We start from the raw sequence: 22678 nt of genomic DNA, 5'->3' as shown, positions 1-22678 counted from the left end.
CCTGTGAACCGCAGCAGCGCCCGTTCTGCAGCGCAGCAGCGTGATGCGCTGTACCTGCTGTTTCGCATGGGTGACGACCGCTACGCACTGGCCGCGAAGGATATTGTCGCCATTCTGCCGTTGCCGCCGCTCAAGCAGGTCGCCGAGGCGCCGCACTGGGTGGCCGGATTGTTCAGCTATCGCGGGCAAGTTTTGCCGGTGCTCGATCTGTCTGCCCGGGCTTTCGCACGCCCCGCCGAATTGCGCACCAGTACGCGGCTGGTGCTGGTGCACTACCGCCAGCAGCAAGACGCTGATGAGCCATTACTGACGGTGGGGCTGATTCTCGAACGGGTCAGTGAAACCCGGCGTATTAACGATGCCGCGTTCAGTGCTAGCCCGATGGCCGGGCAGCCTGAGTATCTCGGTGCGGTTCAGCCAGCGGCTGATGGCGTGCTGCAAAAAATCACGGTCGAGCAATTGCTCGACGCAGATTTACGCGCGTTTTTGCTGGGCGAGAACGCAGCGCAGGTGCGCAGCGATGCTTGAGCAATTTCAGCAGTGGCTGCATCAGCGCATTGGCATGGATATCGAATCCGTCGGCCACAGCGCTCTGGATCGGGCGATCAAGCAGCGGCAACGTGCAGCGGGTGCCGCCGATTGCGCGGCATACTGGCAATTGCTGCAAGGCTCCAGCCGCGAGCAGCAGGCTTTGATTGAAGCGATTGTGGTGCCGGAGACCTGGTTTTTCCGTTACCCCGAATCCTTCTCCGTGCTCGGGCGTCTGGCTCAGGAACGGCTCGCCAGCCTTGCCGGCAGTCGCCCGCTGCGCATCATCAGCTTGCCGTGTTCGACCGGCGAGGAACCCTATTCAATTGTGATGGCGTTGCTCGATGCTGGTATCGACAAGGCCCGCTTCAGTGTCGATGCGTTTGATATCAGCGAGCGCGTCGTGCAGCACGCCAAAGCCGGGGTATACGGACGCAATGCGTTTCGTGGCGATTACCTGACGTTTCAACGGCGCTATTTCAGCGCACGCGGCGACGCCTTTGAGTTGAATGCGGAGGTGCGCGACAAGGTCAATTTCAGTTGCGCGAATCTGTTGGCCGCTCCGGTGCTGGCGACGCAGCCGCGCTATGACATGGTTTTTTGCCGCAACCTGCTGATTTATTTTGACCGGCCAACTCAGGAGCAGGCGCTCAAAGTACTCAATGGTTTGCTGGATGAAAACGGCTCGCTGTTTACCGGGCCAGCAGAAGCCGGGCTGATGAGCAGCAATGGTTTGCGCGCACTCGGGGTGCCGCTGAGTTTCGTGTTCCAGCGTGACCAGCGTCCGGCGAGGCCCGCACTGAACTATCGCCCGCCGGTGATTCCAGTCCCGGTTGCCCCGCCGATTTCTCGCCAGCCTATTGCGCGACCAGCCGTCAGCAAAAAAACGGCCCTGAACAAGATTGAACCGGCCAAGTCGCCGAGCCCAGCTGCGAATCAGAGCGATGCTGCGGCGCTTGAACTGAAAAATATCGAGCAGCTCGCCAACAGCGGCCGCAGTGATGAGGCTCGCGCCGCCTGCGAACGTTTGCTGGCAGAGCGTGGTGGCTCGGCCGGGGTTTTCTACTGGCTGGGCTTGCTCAGCGACGGCGCTGGCCAGGCCGATGCTGCGCAGAATTATTACCGTAAGGTTTTGTACATCGACCCGCATCACCGTGAGGCGTTGGCCCAACTGGCACTGTTGCTCGCGGCCAAGGGCGATCTGGCCGGTGCCCGGCGATTGCAAGAGCGCGCCAGTCGTGGAGTGAAGCAAGATGGATGAGGGCGTTGGCGTGGGTGAAATGCCGGTGATTGACGACTGCTGGAAGCGCATTGGCGTATACGGTGACAAGAGTTGTGAGCGCTTGGCCAAACATGTGCATTGCCGCAACTGCGAGGTTTATGCTGAAGCGGCGGTGGTGTTGCTGGATCGCTACGGCGCGCTGCATCAGTACGAAGACGAACCGGCTCAGGCTGACACCGATGACATTGGCGAGACGCGTTCGACCCTGATTTTCCGGCTTGGCGATGAATGGCTGGGGCTGGCGACCCGCAGTCTGGTCGCGGTTGTTGCGCAAACCCCGATTCATTCGCTGCCGCATCAGCGCACACGCAGTCTGCTGGGCGTGACCAACGTCAATGGCGCGCTGGTCGCCTGTTTGTCGCTCAGCGAATTGCTCGGGCTGGAGGCTGCCAGCAGCGTTTCCAGCGAGCGCCGGGTAGTGCCGCGAATGCTGATTTTGCAAGGCGCGGACGGCGTATTGGTCAGCCCGGTGGATGAGGTTGAAGGTATTCATCCCTTGCCGCTCGCGGCCATCGTGCCGGCCAATCGCGCTGCCGGGCAAACAGCAGGGCAGTTTGCTCAGGGAGTCACGCAGTGGCGCGAGCGCAGTATTACCCTGCTGGATGAGCAATTGCTCCAGCACGCGATGGTCAGGAGCCTGCAATGACCCCGGATCAGATGAGGGACGCATCCCTGCTGGAGTTGTTCAAGCTCGAGGCTGAAGCGCAAACCCAGCTCTTGGGCGCAGGCCTTTTGGTGCTGGAGCGTGAGCCGCAACATGCCGGGCAACTCGAAGCCTGCATGCGCGCCGCCCACTCACTCAAGGGCGCGGCGCGGATTGTCGGGCTTGATCCCGGCGTCAAGATCGCCCACGCCATGGAAGACATTTTCGTCGCCGCGCAGGAGGGGCTGTTAACGCTCGCTTCCGAGCATATTGATGGCTTGCTGCAAGGCGCCGATATGCTCATGCAGATAGCCACGCCAGTCAGCGAGGCGGCGGCCGAGCAGCAAGCACAGGCGGTCAGCGCGCTGGTCGCACGTTTACAAACCTTGTTTGTGCAGGGCTCGCCGGGCTTGGCCATGCCGACGCAGCCAGCCGCCGCGACGGATTCCGAGCCGCCAAGCGTTGAGCCTAAAAGCGAACGTGATGCGCTGGATTTCACTGCGCACACGCCAGCACAAGCCAAGACCGCAGAAAGCCTGCCAGCGTCTGCTCCAGTGCAATCGACCCTTGCCGAGGCAACCGGCGAGGCGCCTGCAGAGGGCGCCGAAACGGGCCGTGGCCGCGTGCTGCGGGTGTCTTCGGCGCGGCTGGATCATCTGCTGGATATGTCGGGTAAGTCGCTGGTCGAGTTCCAGCAGACTACAGCGCTGAGCCAGTCATTGATGCGCCTCAAACGCACACAGGCGGCCGCCAGCAAAACTCTGGACAACCTGCGCGAAAGCACCCAGCAGAGCGACCTCGATCCTGCCGCGCTGGCGTTGCTGGGCGAGGTGCGCAAGTTGCTCGGTGACAGCCAGCAGATGCTTGCCGAGCACATGGAAGCCTTCGATGACTTCGCCTGGCAGGGCAGCCGGCGCACCCAGCAGCTCTATGACGCCGCGCTGGAATCGCGCATGCGGCCCTTTGCCGACGTGCTCAAAGGGCAGGCGCGGATGGTGCGTGATCTGGGCCGCTCGCTCGGTAAGCAAGTGCGCCTGGATATCGAAGGCGAGTCGACACAGGTCGACCGCGATGTGTTGGAGCGCTTGGAAGCGCCACTGACACACTTGCTGCGTAATGCCGTGGATCACGGAATTGAAGACCCGCAAGTGCGCATCAATCAGGGCAAGCCTGCCGAGGGCCGGCTATTGCTGCGTGCCCGTCATCACGCTGGCATGCTCGCTCTGGAGCTGCACGATGACGGCGCGGGCGTTGACTTGCAGCGGCTGCGCACGGCGATTGTGGCGCGCAAGCTGGCGCCGCAGGATGCCGTGGAGCGCATGAGCGAAGATGAGCTGCTGGCCTTCCTGTTCCTGCCCGGTTTCAGCATGCGCGAAAGCGTTACCGAAGTATCGGGGCGTGGCGTCGGGTTGGATGCGGTGATGCATGAGGTGCGCCAGTTGCGCGGCGGGGTGCGCATGCAGCAGGTGGTCGGGGGCGGTAGTCGGTTCTTCATTGAAGTGCCGTTAACCCTTTCTGTGGTGCGCAGCTTGGTGGTTGAAATCGGCGGCGAAGCCTATGCCATTGCGTTGGCGCATATCGAGCGGATGATTCGCTTGCAGCCCGAGGACATTGTGCAGCTCGAAGGGCGTCAGCACTTCTGGTATGAAAACCGCCATGTCAGCCTGGTTTCTGCCAGTCAGCTGTTGCAGAAGACTGATAAACGCGGCGAGCAAACGGATATTGCCGTGGTAATTCTCAGCGACCGCGAACAGGTTTACGGCTTGGCGGTAGAGCGTTTCATTGGCGAGCGCACGCTGGTGGTGATGCCGCTTGACCGGCGCTTGGGCAAGGTCCGCGATGTGTCTGCCGGTGCCTTGCTGGATGACGGCACACCGGTGCTGATTCTCGACGTAGAAGACCTGTGCAGCTCAATTGGCAAGCTCCTCGGTAGCGGCAGTTTGCAGCGGGTTGACCGCCGCGAACGGCAAGCCGGAGCAGCCGCGCGCAAGCGTGTACTGGTGGTCGATGACTCACTGACAGTACGTGAGCTGGAGCGCAAATTATTGCTGGCGCGCGGCTATGATGTAGCGGTAGCCGTAGACGGTATGGATGGCTGGAATGCGCTGCGCGCCGAGTCGTTTGACCTGCTGATTACCGATATCGACATGCCGCGCATGGACGGTATCGAGCTGGTCGGGCTGGTTCGCCGCGACAGTCGCCTGCAGTCTCTGCCGGTCATGGTGGTGTCTTACAAAGACCGCGCCGAAGATCGCCAGCGCGGTCTGGATGCCGGAGCAGACTATTATCTGGCTAAGGCCAGCTTCCACGACGAAGCACTGCTGGATGCTGTGCAGCTACTGATTGGGGATGCGTCGCAATGAAGATAGGGATCGTCAATGACATGCCGCTTGCCGTCGAGGCGCTGCGGCGGGCGCTTGCGCACGAGCCAAGGCATCAGGTGGTGTGGGTCGCGCACGATGGCCGCGAGGCGCTGCAATGCTGCCTGGAAAATACCCCCGACGTGGTGCTGATGGACCTGCTGATGCCGGTCATGAACGGTGTCGAGGCGACGCGGCTGATCATGGCGCAAGCGCCGTGCGCGATTCTGATTGTCACCGCCGATATTCAGCGCAATATGGGCCTGGTGTTTGAGGCCATGGGCCACGGCGCGCTGGACGTGGTGGATACGCCGAGTCTGGGCGGCCCGCAAGGGCTGGATTCCAGTACGTTGCTGCGCAAGTTGCACAACATAAGCTGGGTGATTGGCCAACCGGATAAAAAAGCCGCGACTATTCAGGCTAAGCCCCGCGCGACTGAAAACAACAAGCGTCTGGTCGCCATTGGCGCCTCGGCGGGCGGCCCGGCCTCGTTGCTGGAAGTGTTGAAGCAATTGCCGGTTACGTTTAATGCAGCCATTGTGCTGGTGCAGCATGTCGACGCCGAGTTCGCGGCGGGCATGGCCCATTGGCTGAGCAGTGAGTCGCAAATGCCGGTGCGGTTGGTGTGTGACGGCGAGTCGCCGAAACACGGTGAAGTTCTGCTGGCGGGCACCAATAATCATCTGTGTTTGCAGGCGGGTGGTCGGCTGGTTTATGCCGAAGAACCGCTCGGGCAGATATACCGGCCGTCGATTGATGTCTTTTTTGATAGCCTTGCACAGCATTGGCGCGACGATGCGGTTGGCGTATTGCTTACTGGCATGGGCCGCGATGGCGCGCAAGGGCTGAAACACATGCGTGAGCGCGGGTTTCTCACCCTCGCTCAGGACCAAAAGAGCTGTGCGGTTTACGGCATGCCCAAGGCGGCTGCCGCGATTGATGCAGCCGATGAAATTTTGCCGTTGGTCGATATCGCCCCGCGGTTGATGCGCGCGTTTGGCTAAACCATCCATCGTCTGTTTCGATGGCATTTAAATGAGTGATTTGAAGGGCGAAGTATGCGATCTGCAGTCTCGGTAAACCAAGCCGTGATGGTGCTGCTGGTGGATGATCAGGCCATGATCGGGGAGGCCGTGCGCCGCGCGTTGGTCAGCGAGCCCGGTATCGATTTTCATTTCTGCTCAGACCCGCATGAGGCCGTGGCCGTTGCGCTGCAGATACAACCGACGGTGATTCTGCAGGATCTGGTGATGCCCGGCGTCGATGGCTTGAGCCTGCTGCCGGCCTATCGCGCGGAGCCCAATCTGCGCGACGTGCCGATTATTGTGCTGTCGACCAAGGAAGACCCGCAGATCAAGTGCGCCGCGTTCAGCGCCGGCGCCAATGACTATCTGGTGAAGTTGCCGGATGTAATCGAGTTGGTCGCGCGCATTCGTTATCACTCGCGCTCCTTTCTCGCGCTGCAGCAGCGCGACGAGGCGTTTCGGGCATTGCGCGAAAGCCAGCAGCAGTTGCTCGAAGCCAATCTGGTGCTGCAACGCATGATGAAGTCGGACGGCCTTACCGGCTTGGCCAATCGCCGTCACTTCGACGAATACCTGGACATTGAGTGGAAGCGCGCCATGCGCGAGAGCAGCCAGTTGTCGCTGGTGATGATCGATGTCGACTATTTCAAGAAATATAACGACCATTTCGGCCATGTTGCCGGCGACGAAGTGCTGCGCATGCTCGGCAAGGCCATGGACGCTGCCTGTAGCCGGGCCAGTGATTTGGCCGCGCGTTATGGCGGCGAAGAGTTCGTCATGGTGCTGCCCGGCACTTCGAGCGGCGGTGCGCGGTTGCAGGCCGAGAAGCTGCGACGTGCGGTTGAGGAGCTGAATATCGCCCACAACATGCCTGCAGAAGGCTCGCACGTAACCATCAGTATTGGCGTTGCGACCATGGTCCCGCAGCAAGGGCAAGATCCGGTTGGGCTGGTCGAGAAGGCCGATCAGGGGCTTTATCAAGCCAAGGCGGGCGGTCGCAATCAGGTTGGCATCGCCGATTAAGGCTTGTGCATTCACGGGCTGTCGGTGAGTTGACAGAGCAGGTATAATGTTCGGCTTTTCGAACGTTTTACCTGCGAGTGCTGCCAGCCATGGAAATCAACCCGATCCTTAATAGCATCAAGGACCTGTCCGAGCGCACCCAGACTATTCGGGGGTATCTTTGACTACGATCAAAAGCATGATCGTCTAGTTGAAGTTAACCGAGAGCTCGAAGACCCGAACGTCTGGAATGATCCCGAATACGCCCAGAATCTGGGGCGTGAACGCGCCTCACTGGCCCTGATTGTCGAAACCCTGGATGACCTTAACGGCAGCCTGGCAGATTCCCGTGATCTGCTAGAAATGGCCGCCGAAGAGGACGATCAGTCGGCTGTCGACGATGTGGCCGCTGAAGTCGAGCGCCTGCGCGGCATTCTTGAACAGCTCGAATTCCGCCGCATGTTCAGCGGCGAGATGGACGCCAACAACGCCTACCTGGATATTCAGGCAGGTTCCGGCGGTACCGAAGCTCAGGACTGGGCCAACATGCTCCTGCGCATGTACTTGCGCTGGGCAGACAAACGCGGCTTCGACGCGACCATCATGGAGCTGTCGGCCGGTGAAGTTGCCGGTATCAAAGGCGCTACCGTGCACATTAAGGGCGAGTACGCGTTTGGCTGGCTGCGCACCGAAATCGGTGTTCACCGTCTGGTTCGCAAGAGTCCGTTCGACTCGGGCAACCGTCGCCACACCTCGTTCACTGCGGTGTTTGTCTCGCCAGAAATCGATGACAACATCGAAATCGAGATCAACCCGGCAGACCTGCGCATCGACACCTATCGCTCCTCGGGCGCGGGTGGTCAGCACGTAAACACCACCGACTCGGCCGTGCGTATTACCCACGTCCCGACCAATACCGTGGTGAGCTGCCAGAACGAACGCTCGCAGCATGCGAACAAAGATACCGCGATGAAAATGTTGCGGGCCAAGCTGTACGAGCAGGAAGTGCAGAAACGCAACGCAGCCTCACAAGTGCTGGAAGACTCCAAGTCCGACATCGGCTGGGGCCACCAGATTCGCTCTTACGTACTCGACCAGTCGCGGATCAAGGATTTGCGCACCAACATCGAGAACAGTAACTGCGATGCGGTGCTTGATGGCGACCTCGATGAGTTCATCGAAGCCAGTCTGAAACAGGGCTTGTAAGGCGACATAGGCGAAGTTGGCTGGTTATCCCGGCTAACTTCGCTGTTTGGCGCTGAATTCCGGCGCTGAATAACCACGCAATGTAGGTTGGGCTAAGCTGTGCTAGGTCCAACGAGCGGCGCTGCATTTGCGTAGGAGACCGGCCGGCTGGCCGGATGTTGAGCATCGCTGCGCTCAGCAAGAACCTACGAATACAGGAATAGACGAAAACCATGAGCGACCAACACATCGACACGAATGAACTGCAACAGGAAGAGAACAAGCTGATTGCCCAGCGCAAGGAAAAACTTGCCGCCGCGCGTCAGCAGGGTAATGCCTTCCCGAACGATTTCCGCCGTGACAGCTACTGCGCGGACTTGCAGAAACAGTACGTCGATAAGACCAAGGAAGAGCTGGCCGAAGCCGCTATTCCGGTCAAGGTTGCCGGTCGCATCATGCTTAACCGTGGTGCCTTCATGGTGCTGCAGGACATGACCGGGCGCATTCAGGTTTACGTCAACCGTAAAACCCTGCCGGAAGAAACCCTGGCAGCGGTTAAAACCTGGGATCTGGGCGACATCATTGCCGCTGAAGGCACGCTGGCACGCTCCGGCAAAGGTGATCTGTACGTTGAAATGAGCAATGTGCGCCTGCTGACCAAGTCGCTGCGCCCGCTGCCAGACAAACACCACGGCCTGACCGACACCGAGCAGCGCTATCGTCAGCGCTACGTCGACCTGATCGTCAACGAAGAAGTGCGTCAGGATTTCCGCGTGCGTTCGCAGGTGATCGCGCACATTCGCAAGTTCCTCGCCGAGCGTGACTTCCTCGAAGTTGAAACGCCCATGCTGCAAACCATCCCGGGCGGCGCGGCGGCGACCCCGTTCGAGACTTTCCATAACGCGCTGGACATGCCGATGTACCTGCGTATTGCGCCTGAGCTTTATCTCAAGCGCCTGGTTGTTGGTGGCTTCGAGCGCGTGTTCGAGATCAACCGCAACTTCCGTAACGAAGGTGTTTCGACGCGTCACAACCCAGAATTCACCATGCTTGAGTTCTATCAGGCGTACGCCGACTACGAAGACAACATGGACCTCACCGAAGAGCTGTTCCGTGAGTTGGCGCAGTTGGTGCTGGGCACCACCGATGTGCCGTATCAGGGCAAGGTTTTCCACTTTGGCGAGCCGTTTGCGCGGATGTCGGTATTCGACTCGATCCTCAAGTACACCGACGTCACTGCCGAGCAGTTGCAGGACATCGACGTGGCCCGTGAAATCGCCAAGAAGGCCGGTGCCAAGGTGCTCGGTTTTGAAGGGCTGGGCAAATTGCAGGTGATGATTTTCGAAGAACTGGTCGAGCACAAGCTGGAGCAACCGCACTTCATTACTCAGTACCCGTTCGAAGTGTCGCCGCTGGCGCGCCGTAACGATCAGGACCCAAGCGTCACTGACCGCTTCGAGCTGTTCATTGGTGGCCGCGAAATCGCCAACGCCTATTCCGAGCTTAACGATGCAGAAGATCAGGCTGAGCGCTTCATGGCGCAGGTCGCGGATAAGGATGCCGGCGACGACGAAGCCATGCACTACGATGCCGATTTCGTCCGTGCGCTCGAATATGGCATGCCGCCAACTGCGGGCGAGGGCATTGGTATCGACCGTCTGGTGATGCTGTTGACTGACGCGCCGTCGATCCGTGACGTGATTCTGTTCCCGCACATGCGCCCGGAAAGCTAAGCAGCCTCAGGCAGTCTTCTGCCTGACTCGCTTATTCGAATTAGCAATTAAAGCTAAAAACAAAAAACCGCCAGCGCTGGCGGTTTTTTGTTTTTAGCGGTTACAGTTGGCTTGCCCGATAAAAACAAGAATATGTACTGATGCTTCATTTTAAGGAGATCTGCTGTGATCCCTACACTCAACACGCCCAAAGCCAAAACGGTTGCCGATACGCTGCAGTACCAGGGTCGCAAGGCCAGCCGTGCTGGCAGTGAATTGCGCCGCCAGGCGATTCTTGATGCGACCATGCGCCTTATTGTCCGTGAAGGCGTGCGTGCGGTGCGCCATCGGGCTGTCGCCGCCGAAGCGCAGGTGCCGCTATCGGCCACCACCTATTATTTCGATGATATCGACGACCTGATCAACGACACCTTCACCCAGTTTGTCGAGCAAAGCGCGGCCAACCTTGAAGCCTATTGGTCGCAGACTGAAACCCGGCTTTTTGCCAGCTTGAAAGCCCGTGGTGAATGCCCGAATGAGCGTCAGGTGCTGGCTGACGAGCTGGCGCAGATCGCCCTCGATTACGTGGTGATGCAACTGACCACGCGTCGCGATCAGCTGATTGCCGGGCAGGCGTTCTATCACGCCGCCTTGTTCAATCCCGGTTTGCATGAGCTATGGCGCGCGCATCGCAAAATGGTACTGTTTGGCGTGAGCAAATTCTTTGAGGCTCTGGGCTCGGATCAGCCCTTTGAAGACTCAAGGTTGCTGATGCCGGTCATTCTGCAAATGGAATATCAGGGCCTGATCGACGGCGTTGAAGTCCTGGACAAGTCAGCAATGCTGGCCATTCTCAAGCGCCACATGTACCTGGTGTTGAAGCTGGCCTGAACCGTTTAATCCGCGCCCGTGGATTTTTTTGCTGGTTTTTGTGCGGGTAACCGCTCTTCGCGACCGTTTATCGGCTATTTTGTAACTGCATGCTTTGACAGTGGTGGTTGCTATCCAGTGCAACAGGCTCATGTCAGGGTAATCAGCTGCACCGTGCGTATTGCTTTGCCAACTCGTTTTCAGAAGGAGAGCTGAATGAAGGCCTGGCGTGTGATGGTCGCGTTATCATTCATATTGTTGAGTGGCTGCCTGGTAACGTTCAAAGATCCGATTCCGGCCAACGAGGCTGCCCCGATTCCATTGCTGGGCGACTGGGCGCGCAAGGATGAATGGGGCGAGATGCAGTATCTCGAAATCAGCCGCGCCGGCTCCAATACCTACAAGGCGCGAACCTACGAGAACAGCCCGGACAATCTGGAGAGCATGCAGGAATTTGGTTTTACCGTGGCCCATCACGGTAAGCGCTGGTATCTGTCCACCGGTTTGCCGAAACGTCTGGGGGCAAACTTTGCGATTGGCGGCTTCGAGCTGACCAATGATAGCGAGCTGGTATTGTATGCTCTGGATGTCGAGCGCATGCTGCAAGAGCTTGACGATGGCCTGTGGCAAGGTGAACGGGTCGACATGCCAATCGGCGAAGGGTTGTTGATCACCTCGCCAATGGAAAAAGTATTCGCCTACCTGAACGATCCGGCCAACTCTGATGTGTTTGTCGAGGTCGGCCGTTATCAGCGTACCAGCGAGTGATTGTGTGGGTGTGAGGTCGTGAGAGAGCAATGAACAGTCATGTAGGTTTGGACGATTACCAATTAGTCGTCCGCGCACTGTCCGACCGGATTGTAGAGGCGCAAACCCCGATCCGCGTGCTGGATGCGGTGAAGTGGGACGAGAACGTACGCAACGAGTTCCTCAAACACAAAGGCAAGGCGCTGCCGCAGGTTGATCGTGATTATTACGTCAATCGCCCGCTGGCCTTTGATACCGCCGCGAAGAAACTCGAATTTCAAAACATCGAACGCGATGTCACCCGCCAACTGGGGCAGTTCAACCCGGTTGGCCAGATCATGCGCCGCATGTGCCGTGAATACCGCATGGTTATTCGCATGCTCGAAGCGCGCGGCACCGAAGACTTCGGTCTTATCTCGCAGGAACTCTACGGCGCGGCCTCGGATGCCTTCCATGCGGGCGATCCGACCCTGGCTGATCTCGGCGTAATGTTCTCGGGCTTTCTGAATAACATCGATAAACGCGGTGACCTCAAGGACGAGGCGAAAGATCTGGACGCTAAAACAGCGGTCGATCTGCTCCAGCATCGCCTGAACAAGGTGTTCGGCGAGCATGAAGACACGATTCGCGTGTTCGAGTCCGACGGCATTCTCGCCGACGCAGCCGCAGGCGCCGACTACATCAAGATCCGCACCGATGCCATGTTCAACGAGCGCGATGTGCGTGCGCTTGAGGTGCACGAAGGGCTGGTGCATGTGGCAACGACCCTGAATGGTCAGAATCAGCCGATCTGTACCTTTCTGGCCAAAGGTCCACCTTCTTCGACGGTTACGCAGGAAGGCCTGGCGATTCTGATGGAAGTCATCACTTTCGCCTCGTATCCGACCCGCTTGCGCAAACTGACCAACCGCACTCGCGCCATTCACATGGCCGAGGAGGGCGCTGATTTCCTTCAGGTATTCGACTTCTACCGTGAGCAGGGATTCAGCATGGAAGAGAGCTACAGCAATGCCAACCGGGCATTCCGTGGCTCTACGCCGACTGGCCTGCCGTTCACCAAGGACCTTTCGTACCTGAAAGGCTTCATCATGATCTACAACTACATCCAGCTCGCTGTGCGCAAAGGCAAGCTGGAGCAGATTCCGCTGCTGTTCTGCGGCAAGACCACCCTCGAAGATATGCGCACGTTGCGCCAGTTGGTCGATGAAGGACTGGTGGTGCCGCCCAAGTATCTGCCGCCGCAGTTCAGCGACTTGAACTCGCTGTCGGCGTGGATGTGCTTCTCAAACTTCCTCAATCACCTGAGCCTGGAAAGAATCGAGGCTGATTACGCCAACATCCTCTGAGGCGGATGGCGGATGGCGGATGGCGGGCTGCTGCGCTGGATGCCACTGCGCCGGAGTGCCTGTTTAAAATGCTCATTTACTCATCGTAAACAGCGCTTTTGAACAAGTACGCCGGCGGGTCTGCGCGCGTTGCATCCTTGGCGGGTGATTTATATCAATCGTAACCATTTAAAGTGTGAACTTTGGGGCCGCGCGGGCTTCAATATTTACCCTTGCTTTGGAAGCCTGGAGTTTTAATATGGATATTATCAATGTATAGCGGTGAGAAATTTAACAGCATTACCCATTTGGTCGGTGCTGTTTTTGCTTTGGTGGGGCTGGGCGCGCTGATTGCTGTTGGCGTTATGCTGAAAGATTTAAAGCTAACCCTTAGTTATGCAGTTTTTGGTTTTGCTCTGGTTGTTCTGTATGTGTGTTCCACGCTGTATCACAGCTTCTACCTGCCGACACTCAAACGCATTTTTCGCAAGCTCGATCACGTGGCGATCTACCTGCTGATCGCAGGGACCTACACACCGTTCATGCTGGTTTCGCTGGAGCACAGTCATGGGCTGGAGCTGCTGATCTTTGTCTGGTCGATGGCGGTGGTCGGGATCTGTATTGATGTATTCAAGAAGAATCGGGTCGAGATTCTGCAAATAAGTATTTATTTGATAATGGGCTGGACTTGCGCGCTGGAATTAACCGCATTGAAGCAGGCGTTGCACGCAGTGGGTTTTTATTGGTTAGTGGCGGGTGGACTATTTTATACCGTCGGTATTATTTTTTATGTGTTGGATGAAGTTATAAGTCTCCGGCACAGTCATGGTATTTGGCACCTGTTTGTATTGTTAGGCTCGATGTCACACTTCATTTCCATTATTGGTTATGTTCGATAGTATTGCCTGACCCGCACGGTCTGTGACCCAGTCAATCCGGTGCCTGCACACAAGGACGCTCTATGGACAGCCATCAACTCGAATACGAAATCATCGGCAGCTCGGCGCAGTGCGTCGAGATCATTCTGGATCCGGGTGAAACGGTGATTGCCGAGGCCGGGATGATGAACTACATGACCGAAGATGTGCGTTTCGAGACCCGAATGGGGGATGGTTCCGCGACGGGTGTGCTGGGCAAGTTGTGGAGCGCCGGCAAACGCATGGTCACCGGCGAATCGCTGTTCATGACGCACTTCTCCAATGACGGCAAGACGCAAGCACGGGTGGCGTTTGCAGCCCCCTATCCAGGCACTGTGGTGCCGATTTCGTTGGCGGATGTTGGCGGCACGTTGCATTGCCAGAAGGATGCGTTTCTGTGTGCAGCCCGTGGCACCTCGATTGGCATCAGTTTCAGCAAGCGCCTTGGCGCCGGATTCTTTGGCGGTGAGGGCTTCATCCTGCAAAAACTCGAAGGCGACGGCCTGGTGTTTGTGCATGCGGGCGGCGCTGTCATCCGTAAAGAGTTGAACAATCAGACGCTGCGTCTCGATACCGGTTGTTTGGTGGCGTTCAGTGAGGGCATTGATTACAACATCAAACTGGCGGGCGGCCTGAAAAGCATGCTGTTCGGCGGCGAGGGCATCTGGCTGGCTACGCTCAAGGGCACTGGCACCGTCTGGATTCAAAGCCTGCCATTCTCCCGGCTCGCCGAGCGCGTTTACGAGGCCACCTACAAGGCCCGCGAGGAAGTGCGCACAGGTGGCAAATAATGCGCCTCGTCTGGCTGCTGGCGCTGTTGCTGCTGCAAGGCTGCAGCGAGTTGCTGTTCTATCCCGATAAGCATCTGGCCTACACACCGACTGCTGCCAAACTTGAATACCGTGATGTCAGCCTTGTGGCCGCCGACGGTACGCGCTTGAGCGCATGGTGGCTGCCGGCCAAGGCGGGAACCGATGTGAAAGGTACGGTGCTGTACCTTCACGGCAATGGCGGCAATATGGCGGCGCATCTGGGCGGGCCATTCTGGTTGCCGGAACAGGGTTGCCAAGTGCTGATGCTGGATTATCGCGGCTTTGGTAACTCCGCCGGTACGCCGTCCTTACCGGCGGTGTACGAAGATATCGACGCGGCATTTACATGGCTCGATCAAGCCCCGGAAGTTTCTGGCAAGCCGCTGTTTCTGCTCGGGCAGAGTTTGGGTGGCGCGATGGCCGTGCATTATCTGGCCGAGCAACCGCAGCAGCGTAAAAAACTCAAGGCGCTGGTACTCGATGGCGTGCCGGCCAGTTATCGTGATGTCGCTCAATTCGCGCTGGGTAATGCATGGCTAACATGGCCGTTGCAGGTGCCATTGAGTTGGTTTGTGCCCGATGGCGACAGCGCCATCAAGGCCATGCCGCAGCTGACTGGCGTGCCGTTACTGATCTTCCACAGCATTGATGATCCGGTTGTGCCTCTTTCCAACGGCGTCAGTTTGTATCAAGCTGCGCCGCCACCACGGGTGTTCCAGCCAACCCGTGGCAATCATGTGCAAACATTTGCCGACCCGACATGGCGCCAGGTGATGCTGCTGTTTATGAGCGATCCGCGCGGATTCACCGGCCTGCGCCGTTTGGCTGAAGTTCCTGACCCCGAGAGCCCACAATGAGTGAACGTGACCCAATCCCGCTGATTCTCACTGCCATTGGTAGCGTCTGCGCGACCATCGCAATTCTTTCTTACTACGGCTATGTGCACTTCGCCAAAGAGCAGGACGCGCTGCTGCTGTCCGAATTCACCATGCTCAAGACAGTGCCGGGCGAGGACTACAAAATCTCGCTCAAACCCGCCAGTCAGGTGGCTCAATGCATCGATGGCGTGCTGGTGCTGTTTGATACCGAGCAGAAAGGCCTCTCTGGCGTGTTGGTCGACTCACGCAAGCAAGCCGTGCACTGCATTGGCCAGGAAACCCCAACCAAGGTAATGCCTTAAAGGCCGCCGTTCAGCCACACCCGCCGTATGGAGGGGTGGCTGAAGGCTGTAAATGCCAGTGCTTGGCGTTTTCGAGCTATGTGCAGGGGTTTGCGTGGCGGCGCCAGAAACTGAGGTGTTGGGGCGATATCCTGAGGTGTTGGTCGAATTGCGAATTATCGATTGTTTTATGTTGATGTGTTTTGGCTATAAATTTCGCACGGCAGTGAAACGTCCCGAGTTTTCTAGAGGAAATTGACTGACTGCATACTGTAGACATCAGCCTGCAGTGTCTGGCCGCAAACGGCCAGTAGCAGGCATTGGCACGATCTCCGACGCAACCCGTTGCAGGAAAGGGCACAGCCAGGAAGTGGCCATTCGCCATAAATCTGGATAATCTCTGCATCAACAGCCGAATGGATTCAAGGAGTTGAGCGTGGGTTTGCAAAAGCGTATCGGGGATTTGGTCGCCAGCGTAAGCGCGGGCATGTTTGAGCGTGAAGAGATCATCGCGGTATCTCTGCTTGGAGCACTCTGCGGACAGAATACCTTTCTGTACGGGCCGCCCGGAACGGCCAAGAGTTTGATTTCTCGCCGTATAGCCTGCGCCTTTGAGCAGCCGACCTATTTCGAGTACCTGATGAACCGCTTCAGCACGCCTGAAGAGGTGTTTGGCCCTGTGTCCATCAAGGCGCTAAAAGAAGATCACTACATTCGCAAAACAGATAATTACCTGCCCAAGGCCGAGTTCGCATTCCTCGATGAAATCTGGAAATCCAGCCCCGCTATTTTGAATACTTTGCTGACGTTGATTAACGAGCATGTGTTCCGTAACGGTGAAGCCATTGAGAAAGCCCCACTTAAGGCCCTGATTGCTGCGTCCAACGAAACGCCAGATGCCAATCAAGGCTTGGAAGCCTTGTACGACCGCTTTATTGTGAGGCTGATGGTGGGGCCCATTCGTGAAGCCCAGCACTTCGATCAACTACTTAATAGCAAGCCGACCGAAGCCAATATCGATATCACCTCGGTTCTACGGGTGAAGTCTAACGAATGGGTGGAATGGATGGCGCAATCGCATCAGGTCAAGCTGTCTGCTGAGACGCTAACCATCATTCATTTGATCCGCGAACAGCTGGAGCAGCAATACGAGACGCTCAAGGTTTATGTCTCCGACCGACGCTGGCAGCGTGCCGCGATGCTCATGAAGGCAGCAGCCTTCTTTAATGACCGCAAGGAAACCAACCATAGTGACGCCTTGCTGCTGCAGCACTGCCTTTGGACGCATGAAGAAAATCGTCAGGCTGTCTGGGATATTGTTGCGGAAGCGGTAAGGGCCTGCGGATTTGATAGTGGTATAGATTTGGCAGCACTTGATAAAGAGAAAGATGCACTTGATATAGAAATAAAAAATGAGCTTTATTACTCGACAGATGTTTATGCAACAAAAAACATTGGAGGAAAGGAATATTTTGTTGGGGAGATAGAGTTTGTATCTAGTATTCATCGTGATGGAGCTAGAGAGGAAGTTCGTACATTTCTGATAGGCAAAAAAATGTACAAAGAAAAAAAAGAGTTCCACCCTATCGACGAACAAGGTAATGAAATTTCAGATATGACTTGCGGGTTTGATGGGCAAGGGTCATGCCTTGTTAGTCTGAATAGCAGGTACAGTCGAAATGAATATAAAAAAATGCAATTCACTCCAAAAATAATTTTTCATAAGGGGCAAGAAAAAGAAGGCGTTAATAAGCGCTTAAGATTATCGTTAACTAAATCTGTAACAGGTATTCGTCAAAGATTACTCAGTACACTCGAAAAAGTTGAGGGGAAAGCCCAGAGCTATAATTCAACTCTTGTATCCCCCTTCGTACCTAGCGATAAATCTGGCCTAGCAATTACTGGCATTTCTGAGCAAATTGATGGGTTACAACTTAGGATTAAGGACTGTGAGCGACTGGAAGAGCTATGCCGTCGCTAGACCTCATAGACGTCGAAGCCAAGATAGCTCTCACCTCATTGCGACAGTCATATGCAACCCTGCTGGATAGCTCTGATTCGGTTGCAGGGCATGTTGCAGAGAGAATACGGCTGTGGCAATTGGCCTCGGCTGCAGAGCTGAAAGCTGAGTTTCCCTTTGCGCTCTATGAGCAGCAGCTCTCGAATTGGAAAATCCGGATCCAGTCTCCCTCTGTTTCAAATGCAGAACTGGCAACAGCTGTTGCGAACTATGTTGCGCTGTGCTGTGCAGCCAAACTGCCAGACAATCAATCTTTTTGGCGGCGTGAACTGGCAGCGGCGACGGCTCCTGAAACGGTTAGGAAAAGACGTCAGACCGATAGCACTGTGAGTGCTCGTCTTTTGCGAGATGAATGGCAAAAGGCACTGGATAAGGCGCGGCCAGAGTGGGAACTTGAGCGCATATCCATGTTGCGCCGGCAGTTCATGGAGGAGCTCGAAGCATTTTTGAAGTTGCTTAAACAGCTTCACCAGCAGTTGGAAATGTTGGGGTTGGACCCTGGTATATTCCTTGACCTCTCCAAAGGTAATTTGTCTGCACAAGAGATCGAGCGCTTTAAGCGTTGGGCCACATACTTGGCCAATGATTCGGGTGTTCGGTCGCTATGTGATTTGTTAGGCAAGTTACGCCAGTTGGAGTTATCCGAGCGTATCGAGCGAGCTCAGGTGCGCTATACGCAAGACATCGAGTTACCGGATATCAATTCTCGCGAAGAGATCATCGGCATTCGTTTGGGGCGTGATATTGAGCATGTGCTGCCCAGTGAACTGGCGCTAATGGCTGACCCCGAAACGTCCATTCTTTTCGACCTCAAGTATGTCGAGTCACGCCTGATGTGTTTTGACATGCAGGGCATTCAGCGCGTGCAACAACATCACCAGAAGGAAGAGCTGCGTAGCGTTGAAGAGGCGGCTAAGCAGGGGCCAATGGTGATCTGTGTCGACACCAGCGGCTCTATGAACGGCATGCCAGAGACTGTTGCCAAAGCAGTGGCGCTCTTCATTGCAGGCAAAGCCAGGCAGCAGAAGCGAGCATGCTATTTGATTAACTTTTCCACCGGCATCGAGACGCTGGATCTTGGCGACGACTTTGGCATGGAGGCATTGATCAAGTTTCTGGGCATGTCCTTTCACGGCGGCACGGATGCTATCCCGGCATTGGATCATGCGTTAGGTGTGATGCAGAACGAGACCTATGAACGTGCTGATCTACTGATGATTTCAGACTTCATCATGGCCAGCTTGCCGGGGCAGCTATTCCAGCAAATTAAGCAGCAGCGTACTCGTGGTAACCGCTTCTATTCCCTGGTTGTGGGCGATTGCTTTATGACCCAGCGTTTAACCAGCCTTTTTGATCATGAATGGGTCTATGACCCACACAGCAGCAAGATTCATGAGCTGATTGGTTTTGAGCAAAAGATATCTATTAGTGCCAAGAATGGGTGATTCCTAGCCCCGCTTAATGGCTGCTCCCAGCCGATCTCATCCAGCCGAAAGCATGCCTCGTGGCCAAGTCAAACTGCAATTGATTAGTCACTGACTTTTCATATGCATCTCGTGAGAAATCGCTTGCTCGGCTTCCACGAATAAAGGGGTTTTGCCGGCGTCGGCATAAATCTCTTCGCCTTCTTCGATCCTGATGACCTCTTGGCCTTTTACGTAGGGCATAGCCTGTTCTGCTTCTTTAATGGCCGAGCGGATCAGGTCTTCGGTGATGGTGGCTTCGTCCAGTCCATAAGCTTTGGCGAATGCTTTGATTTTGACCAGATCATGCTTGTCCATAGTGAGGGTGAATTCAACCCGCTCACTGGCTTCCTGCGACTTGGATTCCCAGTTGTTCAACATGTCTCTGAAAGTGTTCATATGAAATCTCCTGCTTGGCTGAGTTTGTTCTTAAACGGTGTGGCTGCCTTTCAGGATCACGGCTGTTGGGTGATCGCAAGGCTGTGTGTCATGCAGCTTTCAGGAGATATTCATTTTTTCCTAACGCTTGCCCGTCTTTGTCATGGAGCGGATCGCCCATCGCGTCAGTAGCAACGACATGGCTGCCTTCGGCGTTATGTTCCCAATGGCGTATTGGTTCGCGAATTTTCATTCAGCTCAATCCTTAGCCTATTCGTGGTAGGCGTGTGTGATTACGCGGGTGTTAACGTTCTTTTGGAGTCGTCATCTGCAAGATTAGTTCTAACGCGGCAGATATGCCGACAGCTGTCGCACTCTTGTAAGAACGCGCCGCGCTGTGCACTCTTGGCATACATGGATTTGCAGGAGGTTCTGGCATGGCTGAGATCGACGTACGACTGCGCGAAGATGTTCATCAACTCGGTGAGTTGCTTGGCGATACCATTCGCGACCAGCGTGGCGATGCATTTCTGGAGAAGATCGAGCGTATTCGCAAAGGTGCCAAGGCCGCCCGTCAAGGCTCTGCCAAAGGTGCTCAGCAGCTCAGCGAAACCCTCGACAGCCTGAATGACGATGAACTCTTGCCAGTCGCCCGCGCCTTCAACCAGTTCCTCAATCTGGCCAACATTGCTGAGCAATACCATTGCATCCGCCGGCGCAGCGCCGATGAGCCAGAACAACTGGCCGATTGCGTGCTGCCTGAACTCCTCCAGCGCCTGCTGGCCTGCGGGCATCAAAGCGCCGAACTGGCAGAACAGATAGCCTCGCTCGATATTGAGCTGGTGCTGACGGCGCATCCGACCGAGGTTGCACGCCGCACGCTTATCCAAAAATACGATGCAATCGCCGCGCAGTTAGCCGCGCAGGATCACGATGACCTGCTGCCCGAGGAGCGCGAGCAAGTGCAGCAGCGTTTGCAGCGGTTGATTTCAGAGGCCTGGCACACCGAAGAGATTCGCCGGGTGCGGCCCACGCCGATTGATGAGGCCAAATGGGGCTTTGCGGTTATCGAGCACTCGCTGTGGCAGGCGGTGCCGCAATTCTTGCGAAAAACCGATCAGCAATTGCTGGCTGCCACCGGAAAACGCTTACCTATCGAGGCGGCGCCAATCCGGTTTGCTTCATGGATGGGCGGTGACCGCGACGGCAACCCCAATGTAACCGCCCCCGTAACCCGTGAAGTCTTGCTGCTGGCGCGCTGGATGGCAGCAGATCTTTACCTGCGTGATGTTGATGAACTGGCGTCCGAGCTTTCTATGCAGCAGGCCAGCGATGAGTTGTGCTCGGTGGTCGGCAAAACGGCCGAGCCGTATCGTGCGCAGCTGAAACTGCTGCGTGACCGCCTGCGTGAAACACGCAACTGGGCGCACGCTTCACTCACCCGTGAAGTGCCTGCGCCGCTTGCTGTGCTGCAGGACAACGAGCAACTGATGGCGCCGCTGGCGCTGTGCTATCGGTCGCTGCATGAGTGCGGCATGGGCGTGATCGCCGACGGGCCGCTGCTCGATTGTCTGCGTCGGGTGGCCACCTTTGGCTTGTTTCTGGTGCGCCTCGATGTTCGCCAGGACTCCAGCCGGCACACCGCCGCACTGACTGAAATCACCGAATATCTGGGGCTGGGCCGTTACGCTGACTGGGATGAGCCGGCGCGATTGAAGTTCCTGCAAACCGAACTGGACAGCCGTCGGCCACTGTTACCGGCGCATTTCAAACCAGAAGCCGATACCGCCGAGGTGCTGGCAACCTGCCGAGAAGTCGCCGCTGCGCCCGAGGCCTCATTGGGCTCTTATGTGATTTCGATGGCGGGCGCAGGCTCGGATGTTCTGGCGGTGCAACTGTTGCTTAAAGAAGCCGGATTGCAGCGGCCGATCCGGGTAGTGCCGCTGTTTGAAACGCTGGCAGATCTGAATAACGCCGGCGCGGTGATCGATCAATTGCTCGGTCTGGAAAGTTACCGCGCACGGCTCAGCGGGCCGCAGGAAGTGATGATCGGTTATTCCGACTCCTCCAAGGATGCCGGCACAACTGCAGCCGCCTGGGCGCAGTACCGTGCGCAGGAAAGTCTGGTGCAGGTGTGTGCAGCGCATCAGATTGAATTGCTGCTGTTCCATGGCCGTGGTGGCACGGTTGGGCGGGGCGGCGGTCCGGCGCATGCGGCGATTCTTTCGCAGCCGCCGGGTTCGGTGAATGGGCGTTTCCGTACTACTGAGCAGGGCGAGATGATTCGCTTCAAGTTTGGCCTGCCGAGAATTGCCGAGCAGAACCTCAACCTTTATCTGTCGGCGGTGCTTGAAGCCACCTTACTGCCTCCGCCTGCTCCCGAGCAGCAATGGCGGGAAATGATGGACCGCTTGTCGGCAGATGGTGTCGAGGGTTACCGGGGCGTGGTGCGCAGCCATCCGCAATTTGTCGAGTATTTCCGCCAGGCCACGCCAGAACAGGAATTGGGGCGTTTGCCGCTCGGCAGTCGCCCGGCCAAGCGTCGGGCGGGCGGCATTGAGAGTTTGCGGGCGATTCCGTGGATATTTGCCTGGACTCAGACACGGCTTATGTTACCGGCCTGGCTGGGTTGGGATCATGCGCTGGGCAAGGCGATTGAGCGCGGCGAAGGCGATTTGCTCCGGCACATGCGTGAGCACTGGCCGTTCTTCCGGACGCGCATCGACATGCTCGAAATGGTCCTCAGTAAAGCGGACGCCGACATCGCAAAACTCTATGACGAGCGGCTGGTGAGTGCGGATTTACGACCGCTGGGCGATCATTTGCGCGACCTATTGTCGCAGGCGTGCGCGGCTGTTTTGGAGCTGACTGGCCAGTCCCGGCTGCTGGGTCACTCGCCGGTGACCCTGGCCTCGATCAGTGTGCGCAATACCTATCTCGATCCGCTGCATTTGCTTCAGGCCGAGCTTTTGGCACGCTCGAGAATGCGCGAAAGTACCGCAGATAGCCCTCTGGAACAGGCTTTGCTGGTGAGCGTTGCCGGTATCGCAGCGGGTTTGCGCAACACTGGATAAGGCTCGTTTATCGACGTGTGATAGCGCAGGCTCGGGCCTTTTCGGGCCTGCGACATTAGACCACGTGTGACTTTTGTGCCATTGAGGTTCCTGCTACTTTCGATGGCTTGTGCGCTGGGTGTGCGCTGTGTATCTTGATCGGCCTTTGGCAATTTGGCACCCCTGTGTCCAACAGC

The 22678-nt window shown here is 56.9% G+C and carries 20 protein-coding genes; 18 read left to right on the top strand and 2 right to left on the bottom strand.

The features are described 5' to 3' along the window. The first annotated feature begins 3 nt into the window (after positions 1 to 3). The 17 genes from PMYSY11_RS16155 to PMYSY11_RS16075 all read left to right on the top strand — a co-directional run bounded on the left by PMYSY11_RS16155 (position 4) and on the right by PMYSY11_RS16075 (position 19032). The gene (locus PMYSY11_RS16155) at positions 4 to 528 is read left to right on the top strand and encodes a chemotaxis protein CheW (protein WP_275582020.1); all 525 of its coding nucleotides are present in this window, start codon (positions 4 to 6) and stop codon (positions 526 to 528) included. Continuing rightward, the gene (locus PMYSY11_RS16150; RefSeq protein ID WP_150547431.1) at positions 521 to 1789 is read left to right on the top strand and encodes a CheR family methyltransferase; all 1269 of its coding nucleotides are present in this window, start codon (positions 521 to 523) and stop codon (positions 1787 to 1789) included. The genes PMYSY11_RS16155 and PMYSY11_RS16150 overlap by 8 nt, the downstream gene beginning before the upstream one ends. Next, positions 1782 to 2456, top strand: a complete 675-nt coding sequence (locus PMYSY11_RS16145) for a chemotaxis protein CheW (protein WP_090508937.1) — start codon at positions 1782 to 1784, stop codon at positions 2454 to 2456. The genes PMYSY11_RS16150 and PMYSY11_RS16145 overlap by 8 nt, the downstream gene beginning before the upstream one ends. Further along, positions 2453 to 4816 (top strand): hybrid sensor histidine kinase/response regulator, encoded by a 2364-nt coding sequence (locus PMYSY11_RS16140; protein WP_150547430.1) that lies wholly within the window; start codon positions 2453 to 2455, stop codon positions 4814 to 4816. The genes PMYSY11_RS16145 and PMYSY11_RS16140 overlap by 4 nt, the downstream gene beginning before the upstream one ends. Then, entirely contained in the window at positions 4813 to 5817 is a 1005-nt protein-coding gene (gene cheB / locus PMYSY11_RS16135) for a chemotaxis response regulator protein-glutamate methylesterase (protein ID WP_150547429.1), read from the top strand. The genes PMYSY11_RS16140 and cheB overlap by 4 nt, the downstream gene beginning before the upstream one ends. A 54-nt stretch (positions 5818 to 5871) precedes the next feature. After that, the gene (locus tag PMYSY11_RS16130; RefSeq protein ID WP_239655495.1) at positions 5872 to 6861 is read left to right on the top strand and encodes a response regulator; all 990 of its coding nucleotides are present in this window, start codon (positions 5872 to 5874) and stop codon (positions 6859 to 6861) included. An 89-nt stretch (positions 6862 to 6950) separates the two neighbouring features. Further along, positions 6951 to 8046 (top strand): peptide chain release factor 2 gene (prfB, locus tag PMYSY11_RS16125; protein WP_139134676.1). Its coding sequence is split into 2 segments (ribosomal slippage): positions 6951 to 7022 and positions 7024 to 8046, totalling 1095 coding nucleotides; the frame shifts between segments, so codons are not numbered across the junction. A gap of 212 nt (positions 8047 to 8258) precedes the next feature. Continuing rightward, positions 8259 to 9758 carry a lysine--tRNA ligase gene (lysS, locus tag PMYSY11_RS16120; RefSeq protein WP_090508934.1) on the top strand — a complete coding sequence of 500 codons (1500 nt, stop codon included), beginning with the start codon at positions 8259 to 8261 and terminating at the stop codon, positions 9756 to 9758. Between the two features lie 165 nt (positions 9759 to 9923). Beyond that, the gene (locus PMYSY11_RS16115) at positions 9924 to 10628 is read left to right on the top strand and encodes a TetR/AcrR family transcriptional regulator (protein WP_239655494.1); all 705 of its coding nucleotides are present in this window, start codon (positions 9924 to 9926) and stop codon (positions 10626 to 10628) included. A 195-nt stretch (positions 10629 to 10823) separates the two neighbouring features. Continuing rightward, positions 10824 to 11375: a hypothetical protein gene (locus PMYSY11_RS16110; protein ID WP_069899525.1), complete on the top strand. Its 552-nt coding sequence runs from the start codon at positions 10824 to 10826 to the stop codon at positions 11373 to 11375. 29 nt (positions 11376 to 11404) lie between these two features. Further along, on the top strand, positions 11405 to 12700 hold the full coding sequence (locus PMYSY11_RS16105; protein WP_170827731.1) for a flavohemoglobin expression-modulating QEGLA motif protein: 1296 nt from the start codon (positions 11405 to 11407) through the stop codon (positions 12698 to 12700). A 251-nt stretch (positions 12701 to 12951) separates the two neighbouring features. After that, positions 12952 to 13578 (top strand): PAQR family membrane homeostasis protein TrhA, encoded by a 627-nt coding sequence (gene trhA, locus PMYSY11_RS16100; RefSeq protein WP_150547428.1) that lies wholly within the window; start codon positions 12952 to 12954, stop codon positions 13576 to 13578. 62 nt (positions 13579 to 13640) lie between these two features. Next, positions 13641 to 14387: a TIGR00266 family protein gene (locus PMYSY11_RS16095; RefSeq protein WP_090508931.1), complete on the top strand. Its 747-nt coding sequence runs from the start codon at positions 13641 to 13643 to the stop codon at positions 14385 to 14387. Then, positions 14387 to 15265, top strand: coding sequence for an alpha/beta hydrolase (locus PMYSY11_RS16090; protein WP_150547427.1), 879 nt, complete (start codon positions 14387 to 14389; stop codon positions 15263 to 15265). The genes PMYSY11_RS16095 and PMYSY11_RS16090 overlap by 1 nt, the downstream gene beginning before the upstream one ends. Beyond that, positions 15262 to 15588, top strand: coding sequence for a PA3694 family proteiin (locus tag PMYSY11_RS16085; RefSeq protein WP_069899521.1), 327 nt, complete (start codon positions 15262 to 15264; stop codon positions 15586 to 15588). Before PMYSY11_RS16090 ends, PMYSY11_RS16085 begins: the two co-directional genes overlap by 4 nt. Before the next feature lie 415 nt (positions 15589 to 16003). Continuing rightward, the gene (locus PMYSY11_RS16080) at positions 16004 to 17548 is read left to right on the top strand and encodes an AAA family ATPase (protein ID WP_150547426.1); all 1545 of its coding nucleotides are present in this window, start codon (positions 16004 to 16006) and stop codon (positions 17546 to 17548) included. Further along, positions 17536 to 19032 (top strand): VWA domain-containing protein, encoded by a 1497-nt coding sequence (locus PMYSY11_RS16075; protein WP_150547425.1) that lies wholly within the window; start codon positions 17536 to 17538, stop codon positions 19030 to 19032. The genes PMYSY11_RS16080 and PMYSY11_RS16075 overlap by 13 nt, the downstream gene beginning before the upstream one ends. Before the next feature lie 87 nt (positions 19033 to 19119). Here PMYSY11_RS16075 and PMYSY11_RS16070 read toward each other — a convergent pair whose 3' ends face one another. Together PMYSY11_RS16070 and PMYSY11_RS16065 are read right to left on the bottom strand one after the other, a co-directional pair. Next, positions 19120 to 19449 (bottom strand): hypothetical protein, encoded by a 330-nt coding sequence (locus PMYSY11_RS16070; protein WP_150547424.1) that lies wholly within the window; start codon positions 19447 to 19449, stop codon positions 19120 to 19122. 88 nt (positions 19450 to 19537) lie between these two features. Continuing rightward, positions 19538 to 19681: a hypothetical protein gene (locus PMYSY11_RS16065; RefSeq protein WP_172970626.1), complete on the bottom strand. Its 144-nt coding sequence runs from the start codon at positions 19679 to 19681 to the stop codon at positions 19538 to 19540. A 184-nt stretch (positions 19682 to 19865) separates the two neighbouring features. Here PMYSY11_RS16065 and ppc point away from each other — a divergent pair, with 184 nt between their 5' ends. Beyond that, positions 19866 to 22502 (top strand): phosphoenolpyruvate carboxylase, encoded by a 2637-nt coding sequence (ppc, locus tag PMYSY11_RS16060; protein WP_150547423.1) that lies wholly within the window; start codon positions 19866 to 19868, stop codon positions 22500 to 22502. The last annotated feature ends 176 nt before the right edge of the window (positions 22503 to 22678 follow it).

The sequence above is a fragment of the Pseudomonas marincola genome, assembly GCF_900682675.2.
GTDB lineage: Bacteria > Pseudomonadota > Gammaproteobacteria > Pseudomonadales > Pseudomonadaceae > Aquipseudomonas > Aquipseudomonas marincola.
This window is presented reverse-complemented; position numbering and strand designations above follow the sequence as displayed.